Origin of the sequence: Clostridium sp., from assembly GCF_021443865.1 — a bacterium.
Lineage (GTDB): Bacteria > Bacillota > Clostridia > Clostridiales > Clostridiaceae > Clostridium.
Window position 1 is genome coordinate 1 of record NZ_JABUTB010000165.1, and the last position, 2,263, is coordinate 2,263.

At 29.0% G+C, this 2,263-nt stretch carries 2 protein-coding genes; both read left to right on the plus strand.

The window, feature by feature from the left end:
- Window positions 1-170 precede the first annotated feature (170 nt).
- Window positions 171-1,268 (plus strand): multiple monosaccharide ABC transporter substrate-binding protein, encoded by a 1,098-nt coding sequence (chvE, locus tag HUJ77_RS15380; RefSeq protein ID WP_291710149.1) that lies wholly within the window; start codon window positions 171-173, stop codon window positions 1,266-1,268.
- An 80-nt stretch (window positions 1,269-1,348) separates the two neighbouring features.
- The coding region (locus HUJ77_RS15385) for an ATP-binding cassette domain-containing protein (RefSeq protein WP_291710151.1) at window positions 1,349-2,263 on the plus strand (915 nt) is incomplete at its 3' end.

A 2,263-nucleotide genomic window follows, 5' to 3' on the forward strand; every position in this document is an offset into this window, starting at 1 on the left:
TTATTGAAAATATTTACAAATTTTATAATAATTAGTAAAATATACTTGTACGGAATATTTTTTTAGAAATAAAATAATGTCCGTACTTAATATAAATTAGAGGGGGGATTATAGATAAATCATACAATATTATAAATGTTTCTAATAAAAAAATATAAAGGAGAATTTGTATGAAAAAACTATTAGCTTCTATTTTAACTTTTATGATGGCAACAGTGTTTGTAGGATGTAATTCTGGAAAAACAGATGAAAAAGGGGGAACTACTGACGGAGGAAAGGATGTAACTGTAGGATTAGCATTACCAACAAAATCATCTCAAAGATGGATTGATGATGGTAATAATATGAAAAAAGAATTTGAAAAATTAGGATATAAAGTAGACATGCAGTTTGCAGAAGATGTTGTAGAAAATCAAGTTTCTCAAATAGAAAATATGATTACTAAAGGAGTAAACGTTTTAGTAATAGGTTCTATTGATGGAGAAGCTCTAGTAGATGTAATAAATAAAGCAGCAGATGAAGGAATACCTGTTATTGCTTATGATAGATTGATAAAAGGTACAGAAAATATATCATATTATTCAACTTTTGATAATTTCAAAGTTGGTGTTTTACAAGGAAACTATATAATAGAAAAATTAGGTTTAGATAAAGGTGAAAAGGGACCATTTAATATTGAATTATTTGGTGGATCTCCAGATGATAATAATGCTTATTTCTTCTATGATGGAGCGATGTCAGTATTAAAAACTTATATAGATTCTGGTGTTTTAAATGTAAAGAGTGGTCAAATGGGAATGGATAAGGTTTCTACATTAAGATGGGATGGAGCAACTGCTCAATCAAGAATGGATAACTTATTAAGTACTTTCTATACAAGTGATACAGTTGATGCCATATTATCACCATATGATGGAATCAGTATAGGAGTATTATCTTCATTAAAGAGCGTTGGATATGGGAAAGGCGATCAAAAATTACCAATAGTTACTGGTCAAGATGCAGAAATACCATCAGTAAAGTCAATTATTATTGGAGAACAAACTCAAACAGTATTTAAAGATACAAGAGTTTTAGCTGAAAAAACTGTAAAGATGGTAGAGGCTGTATTAAGTGGAAAAGAAGCTCCTGTTAATGATACAACTACTTATGATAATGGAGTTAAGGTTGTACCATCATATCTTTGTGATCCAGTTTCAGTAGATAAAGACAATTATAAAACAGTATTAATAGAATCAGGCTACTATACTGAGGATCAATTGAAGTAATAAAAATTATATTTATGGAGCCAAGCAAGGCTCCGTAAATATTTTAGAATAGATTTAGTTTTTTATAAGGAGGTATCAAAATGGAAGGGACTATCCTTGAAATGAAGAATATCACAAAGATATTTCCAGGAGTAAAGGCATTAGATAATGTAAATTTACAAGTTAAAGCTAATGAGATTCATGCATTGGTTGGAGAAAATGGTGCTGGCAAATCAACTTTGATGAATATTTTAAGCGGAATATATCCATATGGGAGTTACGATGGAGAAATATACTTTAAGGAAAGATTATGCCAATTTAAAAATATTAAGGACAGTGAGAAGTTAGGTATAGTAATAATCCATCAAGAACTAGCTTTAGTTCAATACCTATCTATAGCTGAAAATATGTTTTTAGGGAATGAACAAAGTAAAAATGGAATAATTAATTGGGATACTACTATTAATAAATCAAAAGAGTTACTTAATAGAGTAGGATTAAATGAATCCCCAGAAACTTTAATAATGAATATTGGGGTTGGAAAACAGCAACTAGTAGAAATAGCAAAAGCATTATCTAAAAATGTATCATTATTAATTTTAGATGAGCCAACTGCAGCTTTAAATGATTATGATAGTGAAGTCTTATTAAATCTGTTATTAGAATTAAAAAAGCAAGGAGTTTCATCAATACTTATTTCTCATAAATTAAACGAAATTTCAAAAGTGGCAGATAGAATTACAATAATTAGAGATGGAGCAACCATTGAAACTATTGATAAAAATCTAGAGGGCTTAAGTGAAGATAGAATTATTAGAGGAATGGTTGGACGAGATATTGTTGACAGATTTCCTAAAAGAAATAAAAAAATATCAGAAGTATGCTTTGAAGTTAAAAATTGGAGTGTTTATGATTCAAATGATATCAATAAGGAAGTAATAAAAAATGTAAATTTAAATGTAAGGAAAGGCGAAATCGTTGGAATAGCAGGACTTATGGGGTCAGGAAGAACAGAA